The 20,300-nt window shown below is 71.5% G+C and carries 20 protein-coding genes and 5 pseudogenes; 11 read left to right on the top strand and 14 right to left on the bottom strand.

Going from position 1 to position 20,300, the window contains the following annotated elements:
• Positions 1-24 precede the first annotated feature (24 nt).
• Positions 25-1,473: pseudogene (locus ACQ86L_RS17600) on the top strand (amino acid permease).
• On the opposite strand, the gene ACQ86L_RS17595 reads toward ACQ86L_RS17600, so the two are convergent.
• The 7 genes and pseudogenes from ACQ86L_RS17595 to ACQ86L_RS17565 all read right to left on the bottom strand — a co-directional run bounded on the left by ACQ86L_RS17595 (position 1,428) and on the right by ACQ86L_RS17565 (position 6,951).
• Entirely contained in the window at positions 1,428-2,108 is a 681-nt protein-coding gene (locus ACQ86L_RS17595) for a class I SAM-dependent DNA methyltransferase (protein WP_434316563.1), read from the bottom strand. The pseudogene ACQ86L_RS17600 and the gene ACQ86L_RS17595 overlap by 46 nt on opposite strands.
• Positions 2,109-2,176: 68 nt before the next feature.
• Positions 2,177-2,314, bottom strand: coding sequence for a hypothetical protein (locus ACQ86L_RS17590; RefSeq protein ID WP_179607953.1), 138 nt, complete (start codon positions 2,312-2,314; stop codon positions 2,177-2,179).
• Positions 2,315-2,554: 240 nt separating this feature from the next.
• Positions 2,555-2,940: pseudogene (gene rplL / locus ACQ86L_RS17585) on the bottom strand (50S ribosomal protein L7/L12).
• 52 nt (positions 2,941-2,992) lie between these two features.
• A complete protein-coding gene (gene rplJ / locus ACQ86L_RS17580) occupies positions 2,993-3,508 on the bottom strand; it encodes a 50S ribosomal protein L10 (protein WP_369960998.1) in 516 nt (171 codons plus the stop codon).
• A gap of 196 nt (positions 3,509-3,704) precedes the next feature.
• Complete coding sequence (locus ACQ86L_RS17575) at positions 3,705-4,523, bottom strand: alpha/beta fold hydrolase (protein WP_434316562.1); 819 nt, start codon at positions 4,521-4,523, stop codon at positions 3,705-3,707.
• Positions 4,520-6,184, bottom strand: a complete 1,665-nt coding sequence (locus ACQ86L_RS17570) for a sensor histidine kinase (protein WP_434316561.1) — start codon at positions 6,182-6,184, stop codon at positions 4,520-4,522. The genes ACQ86L_RS17575 and ACQ86L_RS17570 overlap by 4 nt, the downstream gene beginning before the upstream one ends.
• The gene (locus ACQ86L_RS17565) at positions 6,181-6,951 is read right to left on the bottom strand and encodes a response regulator transcription factor (protein ID WP_345837104.1); all 771 of its coding nucleotides are present in this window, start codon (positions 6,949-6,951) and stop codon (positions 6,181-6,183) included. Before ACQ86L_RS17565 ends, ACQ86L_RS17570 begins: the two co-directional genes overlap by 4 nt.
• Positions 6,952-7,145: 194 nt before the next feature.
• On the opposite strand from ACQ86L_RS17565, the gene ACQ86L_RS17560 reads away from it, so the two are divergent.
• Positions 7,146-7,703 carry a hypothetical protein gene (locus ACQ86L_RS17560; RefSeq protein ID WP_434316560.1) on the top strand — a complete coding sequence of 186 codons (558 nt, stop codon included), beginning with the start codon at positions 7,146-7,148 and terminating at the stop codon, positions 7,701-7,703.
• A pseudogene (locus tag ACQ86L_RS17555) lies at positions 7,703-7,993 on the top strand (ABC transporter permease); the annotation flags it as partial. The gene ACQ86L_RS17560 and the pseudogene ACQ86L_RS17555, both read left to right, overlap by 1 nt.
• 2 nt (positions 7,994-7,995) lie before the next feature.
• Here the strand turns inward: ACQ86L_RS17555 and ACQ86L_RS17550 are convergent.
• Entirely contained in the window at positions 7,996-8,190 is a 195-nt protein-coding gene (locus ACQ86L_RS17550; RefSeq protein ID WP_434318988.1) for a hypothetical protein, read from the bottom strand.
• Between ACQ86L_RS17550 and ACQ86L_RS17545 the strand changes: the two are divergent.
• The 3 genes and pseudogenes from ACQ86L_RS17545 to ACQ86L_RS17535 all read left to right on the top strand — a co-directional run.
• A pseudogene (locus tag ACQ86L_RS17545) lies at positions 8,162-8,308 on the top strand (FtsX-like permease family protein); the annotation flags it as partial. The gene ACQ86L_RS17550 and the pseudogene ACQ86L_RS17545 sit on opposite strands and share 29 nt — an antisense overlap.
• A gap of 50 nt (positions 8,309-8,358) precedes the next feature.
• Positions 8,359-8,724 (top strand): hypothetical protein, encoded by a 366-nt coding sequence (locus ACQ86L_RS17540; protein ID WP_434318987.1) that lies wholly within the window; start codon positions 8,359-8,361, stop codon positions 8,722-8,724.
• 26 nt (positions 8,725-8,750) lie between these two features.
• Entirely contained in the window at positions 8,751-9,422 is a 672-nt protein-coding gene (locus tag ACQ86L_RS17535) for an ABC transporter ATP-binding protein (protein ID WP_434316559.1), read from the top strand.
• Between the two features lie 120 nt (positions 9,423-9,542).
• Here the strand turns inward: ACQ86L_RS17535 and ACQ86L_RS17530 are convergent, their stop codons facing one another.
• The 5 genes and pseudogenes from ACQ86L_RS17530 to ACQ86L_RS17510 all read right to left on the bottom strand — a co-directional run bounded on the left by ACQ86L_RS17530 (position 9,543) and on the right by ACQ86L_RS17510 (position 14,248).
• The gene (locus tag ACQ86L_RS17530; RefSeq protein ID WP_434316558.1) at positions 9,543-10,130 is read right to left on the bottom strand and encodes a pentapeptide repeat-containing protein; all 588 of its coding nucleotides are present in this window, start codon (positions 10,128-10,130) and stop codon (positions 9,543-9,545) included.
• A gap of 84 nt (positions 10,131-10,214) precedes the next feature.
• Positions 10,215-11,249, bottom strand: coding sequence for a sugar phosphate isomerase/epimerase family protein (locus tag ACQ86L_RS17525; RefSeq protein WP_434316557.1), 1,035 nt, complete (start codon positions 11,247-11,249; stop codon positions 10,215-10,217).
• A pseudogene (locus ACQ86L_RS17520) lies at positions 11,246-12,288 on the bottom strand (Gfo/Idh/MocA family protein). Before ACQ86L_RS17520 ends, ACQ86L_RS17525 begins: the two are co-directional and overlap by 4 nt.
• Positions 12,289-12,404: 116 nt before the next feature.
• Positions 12,405-13,505 carry a Gfo/Idh/MocA family protein gene (locus ACQ86L_RS17515; RefSeq protein ID WP_434316556.1) on the bottom strand — a complete coding sequence of 367 codons (1,101 nt, stop codon included), beginning with the start codon at positions 13,503-13,505 and terminating at the stop codon, positions 12,405-12,407.
• Positions 13,502-14,248 carry a sugar phosphate isomerase/epimerase family protein gene (locus ACQ86L_RS17510; RefSeq protein WP_434316555.1) on the bottom strand — a complete coding sequence of 249 codons (747 nt, stop codon included), beginning with the start codon at positions 14,246-14,248 and terminating at the stop codon, positions 13,502-13,504. Before ACQ86L_RS17510 ends, ACQ86L_RS17515 begins: the two co-directional genes overlap by 4 nt.
• Before the next feature lie 149 nt (positions 14,249-14,397).
• Between ACQ86L_RS17510 and ACQ86L_RS17505 the strand changes: the two genes are divergently transcribed.
• From ACQ86L_RS17505 to ACQ86L_RS17485, 5 genes are all read left to right on the top strand, one after another.
• Positions 14,398-15,579 (top strand): ROK family transcriptional regulator, encoded by a 1,182-nt coding sequence (locus ACQ86L_RS17505; RefSeq protein WP_434316554.1) that lies wholly within the window; start codon positions 14,398-14,400, stop codon positions 15,577-15,579.
• Between the two features lie 106 nt (positions 15,580-15,685).
• On the top strand, positions 15,686-16,813 hold the full coding sequence (locus ACQ86L_RS17500; RefSeq protein WP_434316553.1) for a Gfo/Idh/MocA family protein: 1,128 nt from the start codon (positions 15,686-15,688) through the stop codon (positions 16,811-16,813).
• Positions 16,810-17,547, top strand: coding sequence for a ThuA domain-containing protein (locus tag ACQ86L_RS17495; RefSeq protein WP_434316552.1), 738 nt, complete (start codon positions 16,810-16,812; stop codon positions 17,545-17,547). Before ACQ86L_RS17500 ends, ACQ86L_RS17495 begins: the two co-directional genes overlap by 4 nt.
• A 95-nt stretch (positions 17,548-17,642) precedes the next feature.
• Positions 17,643-18,671: a Gfo/Idh/MocA family protein gene (locus tag ACQ86L_RS17490; RefSeq protein ID WP_434318918.1), complete on the top strand. Its 1,029-nt coding sequence runs from the start codon at positions 17,643-17,645 to the stop codon at positions 18,669-18,671.
• A 35-nt stretch (positions 18,672-18,706) separates the two neighbouring features.
• Positions 18,707-19,459, top strand: coding sequence for a YqaJ viral recombinase family protein (locus ACQ86L_RS17485; protein WP_434316551.1), 753 nt, complete (start codon positions 18,707-18,709; stop codon positions 19,457-19,459).
• On the opposite strand, the gene ACQ86L_RS17480 is transcribed toward ACQ86L_RS17485, so the two are convergent.
• Positions 19,438-20,196 carry a DUF998 domain-containing protein gene (locus ACQ86L_RS17480; RefSeq protein WP_434316550.1) on the bottom strand — a complete coding sequence of 253 codons (759 nt, stop codon included), beginning with the start codon at positions 20,194-20,196 and terminating at the stop codon, positions 19,438-19,440. The genes ACQ86L_RS17485 and ACQ86L_RS17480 overlap by 22 nt on opposite strands.
• Between the last annotated feature and the right edge of the window lie 104 nt (positions 20,197-20,300).

The raw sequence follows: 20,300 nt of genomic DNA, 5'->3' as shown, positions 1-20,300 counted from the left end.
GTCCCCTCCTGGTTGAATCTCCGGATGACCTCCACCGACCCGGCCGGCGACGGCTCGTATCACAAGGGCCTCAAGCGACGGCACATCCAGATGATCGCGATCGGCGGCGCGATCGGGACCGGGCTCTTCCTCGGGGCCGGGCGGCCGCCTCGCCTCCGGCGGTCCCGGTCTGCTCATCGTCTACGCGGTGTGCGGCGTGTTCGCGTACCTCATCCTCCGCGCGCTCGGCGAGCTGATCCTGCACCGCCCGGACTCCGGCTCGTTCGTCTCCTACGCCCGCGAGCTCTACGGCGAGAAGCTCGCCTTCGTGACCGGCTGGATGTACTGGATGTACTGGGCGATGATCGGCATCGTCGATGTGACGGCGGTCGCGCTCTACATGCACTTCTTCGGCAAGTACATGCCCGTGCTCGCGGAGATCCCGCAGTGGGTGTTCGCTCTGGTCGCACTGGCGGTCGTGCTCCTGCTCAACCTGCTGTCGGTGAAGGTGTTCGGCGAGCTGGAGTTCTGGTTCGCCCTGATCAAGGTGGTCGCGCTGGTCGCCTTCCTCGTGATCGGCATCGCCTTCGTGGTCTTCGGCACGCCCGTCGACGGGCACACGCCCGGCTTCGCGCTGCTCGCCGACAACGGCGGCCTCTTTCCGAAGGGACTGCTTCCGCTCATCCTCGTGGTCCAGGGCGTCGTCTTCGCCTACGGGGCCATCGAGCTCATCGGCACGGCCGCTGGCGAGACCGAGAACCCGGAGAAGACGATGCCGCGCGCGATCAACACGATCCTGGTGCGGATCGGGCTGTTCTACGTCGGGTCCGTGCTGCTGCTCTCCCTGCTCCTCCCGTACACGGCCTACAAGAAGGACGAGAGCCCGTTCGTCACGTTCTTCTCGTCCATCGGCGTCGACGGAGCGGACGCGATCATGAACCTCGTCGTGCTGACCGCTGCGCTCTCCTCGCTCAACGCGGGCTTCTATTCGACCGGACGGATCGCACGGTCCCTGGCCCTCGCGGCGCGGCCACCCGGTTCGCGCTGCGGATGAACAGGGCCGGCGTGCCGTACGGCGGCATCGTCATCACCGGCGTCGTCGCACTGGTCGGCGTCGGCCTCAACCTGGTCATGCCGGGCCAGGCCTTCGAGATCGGGATCAACCTGACCTCGATCGGGCTGCTCTGGGCCTGGGCGATCATCGTGGTCTGCCAGCTCAAGCTGCAGGCCCTCGCCAAAGCGGGGCGGCTCACCCGGCCGGCGTTCCACCTGCCCGGGGCGCCGATCACGAGCTACCTGACGCTCGGCTTCCTCGCGGCGGTCGGGGTGCTGATCCTGTTCGACTGGCCGACGGGCACGCTCACCGTCGGCGCCGCCGTCGTCATCATCGCGCCGCTCCTCGTCGCGGGCTGGTACCTGGTGCGCGGCCGGGTGCGCGAGCACGCGGCTCAGGAGGCGGCCGCGGCCTCCGAGGCGGAGTCGGCACTGCGCTGAGCCAGCAGGAACGCCTGCCGCGACTTCTCGGGAGCCACCGGCTCGCGGACCAGCTCCGCCCGCACGGCGAAGCCCGCCTCCGCCAGCCGCTGCTTCACGCGGGCGGGCGACTGGCGGCGGGTGCGCAGGTCGAGCTCGTGGCCGTAGGCCTGTCGCAGGTGCACGACGTCCTCGTCCCCGTGCTCGCTCACCTGGAAGCCGAGCAGGAGCCGGCCTCCCGGCCGGATCACGCGGGCGAACTCGGCGAACACGGCGTCCTGCTTCTCCTGCGGGATGTGGATGATCGAGTACCAGGCCAGCGCGCCGGCGAGCCCGCCGTCCCGGTACGGGAGGGCGGCCATCGACGCGACCTCGAACGGGATGCCGGGGTGGTCGCGCCGCGCGACCTCGATCATCCCGGGCGACAGGTCGACGCCGCGCACGTCCACCCCGATGCCCGCGAGGAACCCGGACACCCGGCCCGGACCGCAGCCGATGTCGGCCACCGCTCCCCCGCCGTCCGCAGCGACCTGCTCCGCGAACGCGGTCAGCATCGCCCGTTCGATCGGCAGCTTCTCGAGCTCGCCCTCCAGCAGCGCCGCGTAGTCCTCGGCCACCCGGTCGTAGGCGACGCGCGCCTCGTGCTCACTGTCCACCCGTCCGACCCTAGGACGCCGAAACGCCCCCGTCCGCGCAGGACGGGGGCGTTTCGTGTGGGTTCGGGTTACCGCAGGTACCGGTCGTACAGGAGGGTCCTGCGGTAGAGATCCGGCGGGTGGGCGCCGCTGTCGCGGTCGTCACCGTGCAGGAGCGCGGCCCCGAGTCCGCGCAGGGTGGAGGCGAACGTGCGCCAGGTATTCATCGTGGTTTCTTCTTCCGGTTGTGCGTCCTTGCACACCGATGCACGCGGGCAGGCGCGATCGGACGCTCTGGTGGGGTCGAGCGTCCGCGCTGCGGCCGGCCTTCGTGGTTAAACCACGAAGGGCGTCACCCCCGTCACGGGGGCGACGCCCTCCACAACGCGGAACACTCTGTTACAGAAGGAGTCCGCGTCGCGTGGCTGTGTCAGCCTGCGGTAGAAGAAGCCCCGATGGGGCGTCGACTACTTGAGGTTGACGGTGGCGCCAGCCTCTTCGAGCTGAGCCTTCGCCTTCTCGGCGGTCTCCTTGTTGGCGCCCTCGAGCACGGTGCTCGGTGCGCCGTCAACGAGGGCCTTCGCCTCACCGAGGCCGAGGCTGGTGAGGGCGCGCACCTCCTTGATGACCTGGATCTTCTTGTCACCGGCGGCCTCGAGGACGACGTCGAAGGAGTCCTTCTCCTCGACCTCTTCCACGGGGCGGCAGCGCCCGCACCGGCCGCAGCAACGGCGACGGGGGCGGCGGCGGTGACCTCGAAGGTCTCCTCGAACTTCTTCACGAACTCGCTGAGCTCAATGAGCGTGAGCTCCTTGAACGCGTCGAGCAGCTCCTCAGTCGACAGCTTTGCCATGATTCTCTCCTTAGTGTGTGTGGTTACTCACCGCTTGTAAGCCCGGGGGGACTTAGGCAGCGGACTCCTGCTTCTCACGCAGCGCGTCGACCGTGCGAACGGCCTTCGACAGCGGTGCGTTGAACAGATATGCGGCTCCGAACAGCGAGGCCTTGAAGGCGCCGGCCAGCTTGGCCAGCAGAACCTCACGGGACTCGAGGTCGGCGAGCTTGCCTACCTCTTCTGCGGTCAGCGGGTTACCGTCGAAGTAACCGCCCTTGACCACCAGCAGAGGGTTTGCCTTGGTGAAGTCGCGCAGAGCCTTCGCGACGGCGACGGGGTCGCCGTGCACGAACGCGATCGCGGACGGCCCGACCAGCTCCTCGTCGAACGACGAGATTCCCTGGTTGTTGGCCGCGATCTTGGTCAGCGTGTTCTTCACCACGGCGTACGTCGCGTGCTCACTGATGGACTTGCGCAGCGTCTTGAGCTGAGCAACAGTGAGACCGCGGTACTCGGTCAGCAGAACGGCGGTCGAGCTCTCGAACAGTCCTTCGAGCTCGGCGACCGTGGCTTCCTTGTTCGCCATGGCTACTCCTCGGTTGTCTTCATGCACACCGCGGGAGCGGTGTGCGCCTCGACCGCGGGCAAAGAAAAAGCTCCGGCGCAAGGGCACGGAGCTCGACACGCAGAGAACTGCGGGAATCACTTCACACACCTGCGCGGGCCCCACCTGAGTGGATCTTCGGACGTGCACGCACGTCAACCAGCGGTCTTTGGCTTCGTCAAGGGTACGGGATGGGGCGGGTCGCACGCAAATCCGGCGCTCCGCGGTGGGCGCGCAGGAAGTCCCCGACATCCCGCCCGAACCGCGGATGCAGCGCGACCCCGGCGTGGGAGCGGTTCAGGTACACGACGTGCGAGGCGCGCGGGAGCCCGCGGACCGTCTCCGCGGCGAGCTGCAGCGGATAGAAGAAGTCGCGGCCGCCGGAGACGACCAGCGCGGGCGCGGAGACGCGCGACAGCCGGTCGCGGACGTCGAAGCGCTCCTCGGCCTCCACGAGGGCGCGCAGCCCGTCCGGGTCGGCGGGGCCCGGCAGCAGCCGGGTGACCAGCTTGACTGCGGGGGCCAGCAGCGGGGCGTCCATCGTCGCGAGCGCGAGCTCGGACGTCGCGCCGGGGTCACCGGCGCCGAGGAGGTCGGCGTAGCGGCGCTGCGCGGCCCTGCCGTTCGCGCCCAGCGTCGCGGCCCCGGCCGCGACCACGAGCGAGCTCACCAGGTCGGGGTGGTCGACGGCGAGCTGGAGGGCGATGCTGGCGCCCGTCGAGACCCCCATGATCGCTGCGGGGGTGCGGAACCGGCCGCGCAGCATCCTCGCGTAGAGGTCGGCGACCTCCGCCATCGTGGCGCCCGGCTCCAGGCGCGCGGGGCGGCCGACGGCGTGCACGCGGTGGGTGCGCGCCGGGCCGCTGACGATGACGCGCTCGGTCAGCGCGTTCAGGCCGCGGGCGCGGCCGGGCTCGGACGGCAGGCCGCGCAGGAACACCAGCGGCGGGGCGGCGGGGTCGCCGTACGCGACCGTGGGCAGGACGGTGCCGGTCATTCCCGGTCCGCTCCCTCTGGCTCGGTCTCGGGTGCGGGCTCGACCGCGTTCTCGAGCTCGACCGCGTTCTCGGGCTCGATCACCGCCTCCTCCACCGGCGCGGAGGAGACCTCGCCCGCCAGCGGCAGCCGCACCGTGAACACCGTGCTGCCCGGCTCGCTGGCAACTGCGACCGTGCCGCCGTGCGCCTCCACCACCGCGGAGACGATCGCGAGGCCGAGCCCCGTCGAGCCGGTCGCCCGGTTGCGGCTGCTGTCGCCGCGGGCGAAGCGCTCGAACAGCGTCGACCGGAGCTCCTCCGGGATGCCGGGGCCGTCGTCCGACACGGTGACCACGGCCTCCCGCGTCGCAGCGTCCACGGCGAGCGCCGCCACGACGCGGGTCCCCTCCGGCGTGTGCACGCGTGCGTTCGCGAGGAGGTTCATCACCACCTGGTGCAGGCGAGGGGCGTCGCCCAGCACCTCGACCGGCTCCTCGGGCAGGTCGATGTGCCAGACATGGTCGGGTCCGGCGGCGTGCGCGTCGCTGAGCGCGTCGATCAGGAGCAGGGAGAGGTCCACCGGGTCGCGGTCCAGCTCCCTGCCCTCGTCGAGGCGGGCCAGCAGCAGGAGGTCCTCGACCAGCGAGGTCATCCTGGTCGCCTCCGACTCGATGCGGCCCAGCGAGCGGGTGACGTCCTGCGGCAGCTCGTGCGGCGAGCGCCGGGTGAGCTCGGCGTAGCCGCGGATGGAGGCGAGCGGGGTGCGCAGCTCGTGGCTGGCGTCGGCGACGAACTGGCGCACCTTCTGCTCGCTCGCCTGCCGGGCGGTCAGCGCGGAGGCGACGTGGCCGAGCATCCGGTTGAGCGCCGAGCCGACCTTGCCGACCTCCGTGTGCGGGTCGGTGTCCTCCTCGGGGACGCGCACCGACAGCGCGACGTCGCCGCGGTCGAGCGGCATGTGGGCCACCTGCTCGGCCGTCTCCGTGACCCGGGCGAGAGGCTTCATGGCGAGCCGCACGACGAAGCTGGCGATCAGGAAGGCGAAGACGAGCCCGGCGAGGGTCACGAGCCCGATGACGAGGGTGAGCTGCTGGGTGGTCGCGGTCACCTCGCTGAGCGGGAGACCGATGATGACGCTGTCCCCGTTGTCGAGCTGCGCCGCCGCGATGCGGTACGAGCCGAGGGCGGAGCCGAGGTCGACGGTCCTGGGCTGGGAGTCCGCGGGCACCGAGAGCAGGGCGAGGCCGTTGATCGTCACCTGCTTGGGCCCGAGCGGCTGGTCGGTCGACGGGGTGGACGGCCGGTCGGAGAGGATGACCGGCGGGAACAGCAGGCCCCCGTTCGCACTCCGCACCGCGCCGAGGGTGCCGGTCGGCTGACCGGGCGTCGTCACGACGCTCTGCGCCTCCGGGACGGTCGGGCCGCCGCCGTTGACGCGGTCGGCGGTGTGCTGGCCGCGCTCCAGCGCACTCGTGAGCTGCTGGTCGAGCCGGTCCATCAGGTAGTTCTGCAGCGCGAGCACGCTGACCGTCCCGATCACCGCGCCCAGCACCGCGAGCATGGCGACCACGACGAGCACGACGCGGCTGCGCAGCGTCCAGGAGCGGAAGGGACGGAGGCCGAAGCGCCGGGCGCGCTCACGGCCGGGGGTCGGGGCGCCCGCAGTGCGGGCAGCGGTCATTGCGCGGCCTTCACCATGTAGCCGGCGCCGCGCACGGTGTGGATCATCGCGGGGCGACCTGCGTCGATCTTCTTGCGCAGGTAGGAGATGTAGAGCTCGACCACGCTGGACGACCCGCCGAAGTCATAGGACCAGACCCGGTCCAGGATCTGGGCCTTGCTGAGCACGCGGCGCGGGTTGCGCATCAGGAACCGCAGCAGCTCGAACTCCGTCGCGGTGAGCTGGATGGGGTCGCCGTCGCGGTGCACCTCGTAGCTGTCCTCGTCCAGCACGAGGTCGCCCACGATGAGCACCGGGTCGTCCTGGTCCGCGACGGCTGCGCGTGACCGGCGCAGCAGGCCGCGGAGCCGGGCGACGAGCTCCTCCAGGCTGAACGGCTTGGTGACGTAGTCGTCGCCGCCGGCGGTGAGCCCGGCGATGCGGTCGTCCAGGGAGTCCTTGGCGGTGAGGAACAGCACGGGCGCCTCGTTGCCGTCCGCGCGCATCCGCGAGAGCACTTGGAGGCCGTCGATGTCCGGCAGCATGATGTCCAGCACGACCACGTCCGGCTTGAACTCGCGCGAGAGCTGCAGAGCCTGCTGCCCGTTGGACGCGGTCTTCACCTCCCAGTCCTCGTAGTGCAGCGCCATCGCGAGCAGATCGGTGAGCGTCGCCTCGTCATCGACGACGAGCACGCGGATCGAGCTGCCGTCCGCACGGCGCAGGAGGGTTCGGGGCTGGCTGGAGGCGCCGGAGGCGGCACGGGCGTTGATGGTCACCTTTCCCATTATGAGGAGCGGACTTGATGGTGTCTTTGCGAAAGCTATGGAGCGTCTGAGAACCGCTGCATCGACGTCGCTGCGCCGCATGTGAGCACCCTAAGCGGCACACGGCAGATCCATAGCTTCGCCATAGTGCCCGGCAATCCCCCGACCCTAGCTTCACGATGAATCACTTTTCCGACCCAGAGATATGGAAGCCAATGTTCGGGACATATCTGCGGCGCGAGCTCCTCAATCGCCGTAAGCAGACGATCATCATCGCGATCGGCATGGCGCTCGCGATCGCGCTCGTCATCATCGTCAACGCGGTCTCCGCCGGTGTGAAGGACGCGCAGGCGAGCGTGCTGCAGTCCGTCTACGGCGTCGGCACCGACATCACCATCACGCAGCCGGCCACCGCCCAGAGCGCGAGCGCCCAGCAGGGCGCCGGGGGCGGCCCCCGCTTCGACTTCGGCGCCGACTCGGGGACCGACACCGGCTCCGGCCGCCAGGTGAACACGTCCCGGCTGGAGCCCACCCGCGGCGCGACCGTGATGGACGCCGCCACCCTGACCACCGCCAAGAAGGTGCAGAACGTGCAGTCGGCCGCCGCGGTGCTCTCGCTGACCAACACCAGCTTCAGCGGCACCCTCCCCAACTTCCAGCAGCTCCGCGAGCAGCGGCAGGCCGGCGGCGGCTCCACCGCCTCCACTCCCCGCCCACCGGCGGCGCAGACGGCGCGGGCGGAAGCTCGTTCACGGTCGACTCGTTCTCTGTGATGGGCCTCGACCCGGCCGGCAAGTCGGTCGGACCGCTCTCGTCCGTGACGCTCTCCAGCGGCCGGACCTTCACCGCAGCGGACAAGGCGGCGGATGTCGTCGTGCTCGACGCGGCGTACGCCAAGACCGCGTCCAAGGCGGTCGGCGACACCGTGACCATCGGCGGCACCGACTTCAAGGTGATCGGCATCGTCTCCGCCACCGGCGCCGACTCCACCACCGCGGCCAACGCGTACATCCCGATCGGCGTCGCCCAGACGCTCTCCGGGCAGGCGTCCAAGATCTCGTCCGTCTACGTCACGGCGGCGTCGTCCAGCGACATCGACCAGATCAAGGCCGACCTGACTAAGGCCATCCCCGGCGCGACGGTCAGCACGCAGGCCGACCTGGCCTCCAGCGTCTCCGGCTCGCTCGGCAGCGCGGGGCAGCTCATCGCCAGCCTCGGCACCTGGCTCTCGGTGATCGTACTGGCGGCGGCGTTCCTCATCGCCATCCTCTTCACCATCTCCGGCGTGACCCGCCGGACCCGTGAGTTCGGCACCCTGAAGGCGATCGGCTGGTCCAACCGCCGGATCACCGGCCAGGTCGCCGGCGAGTCGATCGTGCAGGGCCTCATCGGCGGCATCATCGGCGTCGCCGTCGGACTCATCGGCGTGTGGGTCGTCAACATCGTCTCCCCGACTCTGACCGGCAGCATCGGCTCCGGCTTCGCCGATGCTGCCGGTCGGGGCACCGGTGCCGGGACGGGGGCGCGGGAACCGGCACCGGCGGGGGCGGCTTCGGCGGCGGATTCGGCGGCGGCGGATTCGGCGGCGGGACCGGAGGGGGCGGCGCGTTCGCCGGCGCCCGCCGGGCCGCCACCCAGACCACGGCCGACATCGCCCTCCACGCCCCGGTCACGCTGTGGATCATCGTCGGCGCGGTCGCGCTCGCCATCCTCGGCGGTCTCATCGCCGGTGCGATCGGCGGCTGGCGCGCCTCCCGTCTCCGTCCCGCCGCAGCCCTGCGCTCGGTCGCCTGAGCGTCGCCCGACCAGAAGGAGTCATCGTGTACACCCTCACGAACGTCACCAAGAAGTACCGCCAGTCCTCCCGCGAGGTGATCGCCCTCAACGACGTCACCCTGGAGATCCCGGACGGCCAGCTGGTCGCCATCCAGGGCCCGACCGGCGGAGGCAAGTCGACGCTGCTGCAGATGCTCGGCGCGCTCGACCGGCCCACCTCCGGCTCGGTCGAGCTCGGCGCGGCCAGCCTGTCGAAGCTCGGCGACCACAAGCTCACCGGCATCCGCGCCAACGAGATCGGGTTCGTCTTCCAGGGCTTCAACCTGATCCCGACGCTGACGGCCCAGGAGAACGTTGAGACCGCGCTCGCGCCGCTCAAGGTGAGCGCGGAGGAGCGCAAGCGCCGCGCCGCGGAGGCGCTCGCTTCGGTGGGCCTGGCCGACCGCGGCACCCACCTCCCGTCCGAGCTCTCGGGAGGCCAGCAGCAGCGCGTCGCGATCGCCCGCGCCCTGGTGAAGAACCCGGACGTGTTGCTGGCCGACGAGCCGACCGGCAACCTGGACGAGGAGACGCGCGACGAGATCATGGACCTCCTTGAGGGTCTGTGGCGCGACCGCGGCCTCACCGTCATCGTCGTCACCCACGACACCGCCGTGGCCAAGCGCGCCCAGCGCCGGCTGCACATCAAGCACGGCCAGGTGAACGAGGTCGCGTAGCGCACACCGCGACCGCTTCGGCGCCCGTCCCCGCGACACCGGGGACGGGCGCCGTCGCGTTCGGGGTCGCGACACGCCGCCACGGCGCGCGCCGAACGGCGTGTTGCGACCCCTCGTCAGTCAGGAAGGCGTGGCGACGACGGTCATCCCGGCCGCCTCCGCCAGGAGCACGGCCTGGCGCTCGTCGATGGTCGCGCCGCGGAGGCCGACATCGGTCGGGTCGACACCGGTCAGGTCGCTGCCGACGAGGCTCGCCGCGGAGAAGTCCGCGCCGGTGAGCACCGCCGCCGACAGGTCGCAGCCGGAGAACACGGCCTCGACGCAGCGCGCCCGGCTGAGGTCGGCCTCGCGCAGCCGCACGCCTGTGAAGTCGGCGCCGCGCAGCTCGGCGCGGCCGAGGTCCACGAACGACCAGTTGCCGCCCTCGACCTTCAGGAGGGCGAACTCGCACCCGCTGAAGCTGCTGCCGGTGAACTTGCACCGCCGGAACGTCGCGTCGAAGAAGTTGCACCCGATGAAGGTGCAGTTCACGAAGGCGCTGTCGGTGTGCTCGCTGACGTTGAAGCGCACCTTCCGGAACGTGCACGCGGTGAACGTTGCGCCGGTCGAGCGAACCTCCGTCAGATCCACGTCGATGAACTCGACCCCGTCGAACTCGACCCCGTCGAGCTCCCGCCCGTACCAGTCCTCACCCCGAACGATCTCCACGCGGAAACCCTACCTCGGCCTGCGAGACGTGAGTCGTTGCGGAAATGCCGGGGGCGATTCCCGCAACGACTCACGTTTCGGCGGTCAGTCCTGGTTGGAGAAGGCGGCGTCGAAGGAGGCGGTGGGGAGGTTCCAGAGGAGCGAGCGGATGTAGGTGACCGCCTCGGCGGCGCCGTGCAGGCGGTCCATCCCGGCGTCCTCCCACTCGATCGAGATGGGGCCGGTGTAGCCGATCGACTCCAGCGCTCGGAAGGAGTCCTCCCACGGCACGTCGCCGTGCCCGGTGGACACGAAGTCCCAGCCGCGGCGCGGGTCGCCCCAGGGCAGGTGCGAGCCGAGCACGCCGGCGCGGCCGTTCTTCGGGCGGAGGCGGGTGTCCTTGCAGTCCACGTGGTAGATGCGGTCCTGGAAGTCCACGATGAAGCCGACCGGGTCGATGTCCTGCCACATCATGTGCGACGGGTCCCAGTTGAAGCCGAACGCCTCGCGGTGGTCGATGGCCTCCAGCGAGCGGACGCTGGTCCAGTAGTCGTACGCGATCTCCGACGGGTGCACCTCGTGCGCGAACCGCACGCCCTCGCCGTCGAACACGTCGAGGATGGGGTTCCAGCGGTCGGCGAAGTCCTGGTAGCCGGCGTCGATGACGGAGGCCGGAACCGGCGGGAACTGGGCGACGTACGGCCAGATGCTGGAGCCGGTGAAGCCGACGACGGTGTCCACGCCGAGCTTGCGGGCGACCTTCGCGGTCAGCTTCAGCTCCTCCGCGGCGCGCTGCCGCACGCCCTCCGGGTCGCCGTCGCCCCACACCTTCGAGCCGACGATCGCCTGGTGACGGAAGTCGATCGGGTCGTCGCAGACGGCCTGGCCCTTGAGGTGGTTGGAGATGGCCCAGACCTTCAGGCCGTACTTGTCGAGGATGTCGAGGCGGCCCTGGAGGTACGCGTCGTCCTCCGCGGCCCGCCAGACGTCCAGGTGCTCGCCCGAGCAGGCGATCTCCAGGCCGTCGTAGCCCCACTCGGAGGCGTGCTTGGCGACCTCCTCCAGCGTCAGGTCGGCCCACTGGCCGGTGAACAGGGTGACCGGGTGCGTGCGGCCCGCGGTGGTCTCGGCGTCAGTCATCGTGTGGTTCCCATCTCGATCCAGGTGCCCGACTCGGCGGAGTCGATCACGGCGTCGGTGATCCGGACGGCGCGCAGGCCGTCCTCGAAGCGCGGCAGGCCGTCCGGGGTCTCCCCGCGACCGCGGCGTAGCTGTCGGCGACGAACGCGTTGAACGCGTCCTGATAGCCCTGCGGGTGGCCGGAGGGCACCACGCAGAGGCGGGCGGCGTCGGCGCTGAGCTGGTCGGCGTCGCGCGGGATCAGGAGGCTCCCGGAGCGGCGGCCGACCCACAGCGTCTCCGGCTGCTCCTGGTCGAAGGCCACGCTCTCGGCGCTGCCCGCGATCTCCAGCCAGAGCCGGTTCTTGCGGCCGGGCGCCACCTGCGACACGAGCAGGGTGCCGATCGCGCCCGAGACGGTCTCGATGACGACCGCGGCGGCGTCCTCCGTCGTGATGCCCGCGTGGGAGGCGCGCTCGGCGAACACCGTGCGCTTCTTCGCCGAGAGGCGAGCGACCCGGTCGCCGCTGACGAACTCCACCAGGTCGACCAGGTGCGAGCCGATGTCGGCGAACGCGCGGGAGCGGCCGCCCTGCTCCGAGTCGACGCGCCAGTTGTCGTCGCCGGAGGCCAGCAGCCAGTCCTGGAGGTAGGAGGCGTTCACGGTGAGCACCTGCCCGGCGTCGCCGGACGCGAAGCGCGCCCTGGCCTCCCGGACGAGCGGGTGGAAGCGGTACACGAACGGCACGGTCGCGGTGCGGCCCGCCGCGGCGGCGACCAGCGCCTCCGCGTCGGACACCGTCGTGGCCAGCGGCTTCTCGCAGACGACGTCCTTGCCGGAGGCCAGCACGGCCGCTGCCTGCGCGGCGTGCAGTGCGTTCGGCGTGGTCACGTGGACGACGTCGATCGTGTCGTCCGCGAGCACCTCCTCCAGCGAGCCGTACGCCCGGCCGATCCCGAGACGCTCGGCCGCGGCGGCCGACCGCTCGGGCGACGACGAGACGATTCCCGCCAGCTCGGCGCGCGCGGCCCGCGCGGCGCGCGAGTGCACCTCCGCCATGAATCCGCCGCCGACGATCGCGACCCGCAGCCGCGACCCGGCCGCGCTCTCGTCCCGCCGGCTCAGTCCACCCGACTCCCTGCTCACACTGCTCCGTTCGTCCGTCGATCCGCGGGTCAGGCCAGGGTCGCCGCGCGGGGGTCCCAGTCCTCCGGCAGCGCGGGAGCGACCTCGACGGTGCTCTTCACGTCCACCGGGACTCCGGACGTGCCGGCCTCGATGGTGGCGACCATCACGTCGAGGACGTGGAAGGCCTGCTCGCCCGAGGCACGCTCCGGGACGCCGGCGCGGATCGCCCGTGCCAGCTCGACGACGCCGATGCCGCGGCTGCTCGTGGTGCCGGTCGCGGGCAGCGTCTCGATGCCGTCCGCTCCGTGCACCAGGAGGTCACCCTCGAAGGTGTTCGGGTCGGGGACGACGAGCGTCGCGTCCAGGCCGGCGACCTCGAACTGGGTGCGACCGAGCTTCGAGTCGAAGCTGAAGATCGACTGCGCGGTCTGGCCGCTCTCGAACTCGTACAGTGCGCTGACGTGGGTCGGCACGGTGACCTCGAACGACTCGCCGGCGCGGGGGCCTGAGCCGATGACGCGCGACTCCTTCGCCTTGGAGGCGACGGCCGACACGCGCTTGACCGGGCCGAACAGTTGCACCAGGGCGGTGAGGTAGTACGGGCCGATGTCGAACAGCGGGCCGGCGCCCTCCTGGAACAGGAAGTCCGGGTTCGGGTGCCACGACTCGGGACCGGCGCTCTGCATGAGCGTCAGCGCGGTCAGCGGTGCGCCGATGGCGCCGCTCTCCACCAGCCGGCGCGACGACTGGATCCCGGCGCCGAGGAAGGTGTCCGGCGCCGTCGCGACGCGCAGGCCCTTCTCGTGCGCGGCCTCCAGGAGCTGGACGCCGCTGACGCGGTCGAGCGCGAACGGCTTCTCGCTCCAGACGTGCTTGCCCGCGGCGAGCGCCTGCAGCGCCACCTCGACGTGCACCTTGGGGATGGTGAGGTTGACGACGATCTCGATCGCGTCGTCCGCCAGCAGCTCCTCCACGGTGCCGGAGCCGGGGACGCCGTACTTCTCGGCCTGCGCCTTGGCGCGGTCCAGGTCGATGTCGGCGACGAAGCGCACATCGAGGTCCGGGAACGCGGTGAGGTTCTCCAGGTACTGGTTGCTGATGACACCCGCGCCGATGAGGCCGACGCCGACCTTTCCGGTCCCGGTCACGCGAAGGCCTCCGTGGTGAGGAAGGCGTAGCTGTCCGCGACGGCCTGGAAGCGGTCGCCGCGGGAGTCGTCGAGCTCGATGACGCGGAGGGCGTCCGGCGCGGCCGCGATGATGTCGGCGACGGGCACGGAGCCCTGGCCGACGGCGACCTGGTCCTTGGTCTCCGTGGTGCCGGGACCGTCCTTGATGTGGAGGGCGACGACGCGGTCGCCGAGCTTCGTGAGCAGCTCGACCGGGTCCTTGCCACCGACGATCACCCAGTAGGTGTCGACTTCGAGGACGACCTCCGGCGCGAGCTTGCCCGCGAAGTACTCCAGCGCGGTGACACCGTCGATGGTGCTCTCCAGCTCGTGGGCGTGGTTGTGGTAGCCGACGCGGACGCCGTGCTTCGCCGCGACCTCGGCGGCGGCGTTGAGGGCGGCGGCAGTGGCCTCCACGTCCTCGGCGGTCTGCCAGCGCTCGGCCGGCACGTGCGGGTCGATGACCGTCTGGATGCCGAGGTCCGCGGCGGCGGCGAACACGGTGTCGAGGTCGTCGCGGCCGATGAAGCCCTGGTGGGTGGTGGGCGCGGTCAGGCCGGTCTCGGCGAAGCCCTGGCGGAGGCCTTCCGCGAAGTCCAGGAAGCCGAAGGGCTCGACCTGGGTGAAGCCGATGTCCGCGATGCGGCGGAGGGTCCCGACCGTGTCCTCGGTCAGAAGCTCACGGACCGTATAGAGCTGCACGGAGAGTTTTGACGTCGACACTGGTTCTCCTCGTCGAGTTCGCTGGGATGTCGGCGCGCGAGACGGCGCCGGATTCCATTCAAGCGAGACTTCTGTCGATTGTCAATCAAAAGTCGCCGCTTCATCGGCGATCTTTGGACCGCCGACCAGCCCTGTGGTTCAATACGTGCATGACCGACAGTGTCCGGGAGTCCGGCATCGTCGCCGGTGACGCCTCGGAACTCCTGGCGATCCTGCGCGACGGCGTTCCGCGTACCCGCGCTCAGCTCGCCGAGCTGACCGGCCTCGCCCGCTCGACGATCGCCGTGCGCATCGACTCGCTCACCGAGTCCGGGCTGGTGGCGCCGGCCGGCGACGACGTCTCGACGGGAGGCCGCCCACCCGCGCGCATCCGGTTCAACCCCGACTCGCGCGTGGTGCTGGGCGTGGACCTCGGCGCCACCCACGGCGTCGTCGCGCTGGCCGACCTCGCCGGCACGATCACGAGCAGCGAGTCCCGCCGGCTGCGGATCTCCGACGGGCCCGAGGCCGTGCTCGACTGGGCCTTGGAGACGGCCGAGCGCCTGTACGCCGCGACCGGACGCCCGCTCGGCGACCTGGTCGGCGTCGGCGTCGGGGTGCCGGGACCGGTCGAGCACTCCACGGGCCTCCCGGTGAACCCGCCGATCATGCCCGGCTGGGACCGCTTCGACATCCCGGCCTACGTGCGGCGCGTCTTCGACGTGCCCGTGCTGGTCGACAACGACGTGAACCTGCTGGCCCTCGGCGAGCACGCCCTCGCCTGGCCCGACCAGTCCGAGCTCCTGTTCGTCAAGGTCGCGACCGGCATCGGCGCGGGCATCATCAGCGGAGGCCGTCTGCAGCGCGGCGCGCAGGGCTCGGCGGGCGACCTCGGCCACGTGCGCGTGCCGTTCACCAGCGAGACCCCGAGCCACGGCGCCCGCGACGCCGACCTGGAGGCCCTCGCGAGCGGCCCGGCCATCGCGCGGGCGCTCACCGCGGCAGGCATCCCCGCAGAGACCAGCGACGACGTCGTGGCGCTCGCCCGCACCGGCAACGCCGAGGTGCTGCAGGCCATCCGCCAGGCCGGACGCGACCTCGGCGAGGTCGTCGCGACCTGCGTCAACCTCCTGAACCCCTCGCTCGTCGTCGTCGGCGGCAGCCTGTCGCAGGTCGGCGAGCAGCTCCTCGCCGGGGTGCGGGAGGTCGTCTACCAGCGCTCGACCCCGCTCGCGACCCAGCATCTCACCATCACCCAGTCCCGCTCCGGCGAGACCGGCGGCGCCATCGGGGCGGCCATCATGGTCATCCAGGACACCCTCGGCGTCGCCTCCCGTCCCCTCCCCCGCTGAGCCGCCACCGTCCACCGTCCACCTCGGCGCCTCTGAAAGATCGAATCGATTCGATCGGAACGAGCGCCGTACCAGGCTCCAACCACACCCCTTAGAAAGGACCGCAGTGACCACCGCATCCACCCCGCTCCGCGCCGGCGTCGTCGGCCTCGGCTGGGCCGGCCAGCAGCACATGGCCGCCTACTCCGACCTCCCCGGCGTCGAGCTCGTCGCCATCGCCGGCATGGAGGACGGCCCGCGCGCCGAGCTCGGCGAGAAGTACGGCGTGACCCGCCTGTACAGCGACTGGCGCGACCTCGTCGCCGACGGCGACCTCGACGTCGTGAGCGTCGCCGTCCCCACCTTCCTGCACGCCCCGATCGCGGTCGGAGCGCTGGAGGCCGGCATCCACGTCCTCAGCGAGAAGCCGATCGCGCGCACCGCCGCCGAGGCGCAGACGATGGTCGACGCCGCCCACAGCTCCGGCCGGGTGCTGGAGGTCGCGTTCAACCACCGCCGCCGCGGCGACATCGAGGCTCTGAAGGCGGCCATCGACGCCGGTCAGATCGGCCGGCCGTACCACGCGCGCGCGATCTGGCTGCGCCGCGCGGGCATCCCGGCGCTCGGGAGCTGGTTCACCAACCGCGAGATGGCGGGCGGCGGCCCGCTGATCGACATCGGCGTGCACGTGCTCGACTACGCGCTGCACCTGTTCGGCGAGCCGCAGGTCACCGCGGTCTCCGCCGTCACCCACTCCGAGCTCGGCGCGCGCGGCCGCGGCGGCGCGAAGAGCGACAAGCAGCATGTCGGCTCCGCCTACGAGGTGGAGGACCTGGCCAGCCTGCTGCTGCGCCTGGAGGGCGGCGGGTCCATCGTGCTGGAGACCAGCTGGGCGGCCTACCGTCCGGCCGGCGACGAGTTCGGGATCACCCTCTACGGCACCGAAGGCGGCGCCGACCTCCGCGTGGTCGACTACGCGCCCGCCGGCGAGCTGACCATCTTCACCGGTGAGGGCGAGGAGGTCGAGGACGTCGCGGTGACCGCCGACGCCGGCCGCGGCCACCTCGCGGTGGTCGAGACGTTCCTGGAGCATGTCGCCGATCGGGCGAACTGGTCGCACTGGGACGGCTCGCTCGCCCTCGACCGCGCGCGCGTCATCGACGCGGCGTACGAGTCGGCCCGCATCGGCGCCGAGGTGCGCCTGCACCCGGCGACCACCGGGCTCGACGACACGACCACCACTGAGGAGGCATGACCATGACCGCACTGCGCGTGACCGTCTGGAACGAGGGCGTCCACGAGACCACCCAGCCCGACATCGCCGCGATCTACCCGGACGGCATCCACGGCGCCATCGCCGCCGGCCTCACTGAGCTGCTCGGCGAGGAGGTCACCGTGCGCACGGCGACGCTCGCCGACCCCGAGCACGGCCTGAGTGAGCAGCAGCTCGCCGAGACCGACGTGCTGCTCTGGTGGGGCCACATCGCGCACGACCAGGTCTCCGACGAGGTCGTGGAGCGCGTGCGGCAGCACGTCCTCGGCGGGATGGGGCTGATCGTGCTGCACTCCGGGCACTTCTCGAAGATCTTCATCCGCATGCTCGGCACCACCTGCTCGCTGCGCTGGCGCAACCCGGAGGGCGGCGAGCGCGAGCTGGTCTGGAACGTGAACCCCACGCACCCGATCGCCCAGGGCGTCGAGCAGCCCATCGTGATCGAGGCCCAGGAGATGTACGGGGAGTTCTTCGACATCCCGACCCCGGACGACCTGGTGTTCATCAGCTCGTTCACCGGCGGGGAGGTGTTCCGCTCCGGCGTGACGTTCACCCGGGGCCGCGGCAAGATCTTCTACTTCTCGCCCGGCGACCAGGAGTACCCGGTGTACTTCCACCCGCAGGTGCGCCGCGTCCTCGCGAACGGCGTGCGCTGGGCCGCCCCGATCCCCGGCGCCCGCGCCGTCCCCGAGGTCTCCAACCCCCAGCCCGTCTAGCTCGACCATCTACCTGACAGGACACGCCGCCTCCGCACCGTGGGAGGCGGTGTGTCCTGTCAGTTCGTTCGAGGCAGACTGGTCACATGGTCGACATGACGCTGCCCGCTCCTCGCTTCCCCGACCCGGCCGACGCGCCGGCGCTGCGTTGGGGCGTGATCGGTCCCGGGGGGATCGCCGCCGACTTCACCGACGCGCTGCACGCGCACACCACGCAGCGGATGGTCGCCTGCGGCTCGCGCTCGGCCGAGCGCGCGGCGGCCTTCGCCGCCGCGCACGGCGTCGAGCGCGCCTACGACTCCTACGAGGCGCTGGTCGCCGACCCGGACGTGGACGTCGTCTACGTGGCGACGCCGCACAGCGAGCACCTGGAGCACGCCCTCCTCGCCATCGCGGCGGGCAAGCACGTCCTGGTGGAGAAGCCGCTCGCGGCGACCGCGGACCAGGCCAGGCGGATCGCCGCGGCGGCCCGGGAGGCCGGCGTCTTCGCGATGGAGGCGATGTGGACCCGCTACCTCCCGCAGACCGACATCGTGCGCCAGGTCCTCGACACCGGCGCTCTCGGCGAGGTGCGCGTGGTCACCGCCGACTTCGGCGGGAACGCCGCCTTCGACCCGGCCGGGCGGCTGTGGGACCCTGCGCTGGCCGGCGGCGCCCTCCTCGACCTCGGTGTCTACGTGGTGTCGTGGGCGTCGTTCGCGCTCGGCGCTCCAGCCGGGATCATCGCCACCGGCACGCTGGCCCCGACCGGCGTGGACGAGCAGGTCGCGCTGATCCTCAGCGCGGCCCGCGGCGGCCAGGCGCTGCTCAGCACAGGCCTGCGCGCCGGCACGCCGTCGCTCGCGACGATCTGCGGCACCGCGGGCAGGATCGAGCTGGACAGCCCGTTCTGGGGGCCGAGCGGGCTGCGGGTGGTCGGCTCCGACGGCCGCGTCGCCGCGGAGTGGCGCGACCCGTACGGCCGCCCGTACCGCGAGGGGATGTCGTACGAGGCGGCCGCCCTCGCCCGCTACGTGGCGGAGGGCCGCACCGAGTCGCCGCTCCACTCGCTGGACGAGGCCGTGTCGACGCTCGCCACCATCGACGAGGCGCGCCGCCAGCTCGGCGCCGCGGGCGTGGGGTGACAGCGGGAGTCCGTGGGGCGAGGCAGAATGGACGGGTGCTCGACCGTTCCGCCACCCGCACCGCCGACCTCTACCGGCCGGGCGTGCTGGCGGACCTCGGCCCGAGCTCATCGGCTCCGGCCCCGCGTCCCGTGGTGCCGGCCGTCCCCGGCGCGACCGGGCACCTGGCGCGCATCGTCGCGTCCTCGAGCGACCGCGTGGGCTGGCTCCGCGCCCGCAGCCGCGGGATCACCGCGACCGACGTGGCCAAGCTGTCCACCCCGCAGTCGCTCCGCGCGGCCGTCTACGACAAGCTGAACGGCTCCGGGTTCTCCGGCAACGTCTTCACCCAGCACGGCCGCAGCCGGGAGCCGGAGATCGCCGCCTGGGTGGCCGCGACCCACGGCATCCAGCCCTCCGACCTGCTGTTCCACGCCGAGCGCGACCGGCGGCACCTCGCGACGCCGGACGGCCTCGTCCTGCGCACCGGCGGCCGGATCGAGCTCGCCGAGATCAAGACCACGAACAAGCCGTTCAACAGCATCCCGCGGCACTACCTCCGGCAGATCTGGTGGCAGCAGTACGTCCTCGGCGCCGAGCGGACGCTGTTCGTGTGGGAGCAGCACGACCGGTTCGTGCCCATCCACGACGAGCCGCAGTGCCAGTGGGTCGACCGCGACGACCGGGAGATCGCCCGGCTCGTGAAACTGGCCGGCGACCTGATCGATCTGCTGCGGGAGGCCACGGCCCGGCCGGCAGCACGAGCGGAGCCTCGGACGGTCCAGGCTCAGCCGACGATCGCGTCCTGATCCATCGAGTCCGCCGCCTGCGCGGCCTCCGGTGAGTCGGCCGGCGCCGTGCGAGCGGCCGGTCCCCGGACCAGCGCGAGCGCATAGGCCGCCATCCAGGCGATCGCGACTGTGGTGCCGACGAGCTCCAGCCACGCGCCGATGTCCGTCGCGACGTGCACGAGCGCGAGCAGTCCGCCCACGATCGTGATGAGGGCGACCGCGACGCAGCTCGCCAGCGACACCCGCGCGACCCGCGGCAGGCCGGAGGCGAACGCGACCTGGAGCATGGCGAAGCACGCCGCCGCGAAGCCGACCACCGCTGAGACCGTGTGCACGAGATCCTGCACGGTGGACGCCGGGTCGACGAGCGGCACCGGGCAGTACGCCGTGCAGGTGACCTGCGAGGCGAGCACGAAGCACAGCGCCGCGAAGCCGAGGCTGACGGCGGGAGCCCACCGGTCCAGGCCCCGCACCGACGACCGGACGTGCCCGCTCGCCAGCGCCACCGAGAAGCCGCCCGCGGCGATGAGCAGCAGCGCGACTTTGAACGGGACGGCGGTGGGCGCGCCGACCGCGCCCAGCTCGCTGACGTAGACCGGGTACGGCACGGTGAGCCGGGCAGCCCAGATGATCGTCAGGCCGCTGAGGACGCACACCGTCCCGATCGCCAGCAGGACGGGCACGGCACGCTGCCATCCGCCGGCGAGCACGGGCAGGGCGAACGGCTGGCGCACGATACGCAGCAGTCGTCGCACAGGGGCTCCTCGGGATGGTTCGGGTCGAGGGATTCTAACCGGACCATCCCTGCGAACGTCCTGAGCCGGGCCGGTGCAGCCTGAGCGGACCGGGAAACAGACTG

It is taken from the genome of Leifsonia sp. P73, from assembly GCF_051059105.1.
GTDB lineage: Bacteria > Actinomycetota > Actinomycetes > Actinomycetales > Microbacteriaceae > Leifsonia.
Note: the sequence above shows the minus strand (reverse complement) of the source record. Positions and strands in the feature narration are given on the sequence as shown.